Below are 390 nucleotides of genomic sequence, written 5' to 3'. Positions count from 1 at the left end.
ATATTAATTCCAAAAATTTTAATATCGGTGAAGTTTAATCTTCATTTATTTGCTCATCAACTTCTTCGTGATATCTTTCTGTATCTAAATAAGATTCAATAAGATTATCTAAAAATTCGACACTAACCTCTCGATTATCTTCATATATATGAATTTCAGCTCCAGCATTTGCTAGTAAACTTATAATGATTTTCATCTCTTTCAATTCATCAATATCTAATAAATTATAAGATAAAATAAAATCATTTTTATTCATTACTTCTTTTATTTCGGAAATACTTTTATCCGTATGTTTTCTTAGAATAGAGATATATTTGATTTGATCATCATCTTTTTTTATTCTCATATTCATTTTAGGCATTTGGTTTCTCCTCCATAGATTAGAAATCG

The 390-nt window shown here is 24.6% G+C and carries 1 protein-coding gene; it reads right to left on the bottom strand.

All coding sequences use genetic code 11. The features are described from left to right. Positions 1-34: 34 nt before the first annotated feature. Positions 35-390, bottom strand: a 356-nt coding sequence (locus tag R0J87_RS18730) for a hypothetical protein (RefSeq protein WP_498888089.1), incomplete at its 5' end; no start/stop codon positions are given.

It is taken from the genome of Halomonas sp. SIMBA_159 (assembly GCF_046536035.1).
In the GTDB taxonomy this organism is placed as follows: Bacteria; Pseudomonadota; Gammaproteobacteria; order Pseudomonadales; family Halomonadaceae; genus Vreelandella; species Vreelandella venusta_A.
Note: the sequence above shows the minus strand (reverse complement) of the source record. Positions and strands in the feature narration are given on the sequence as shown.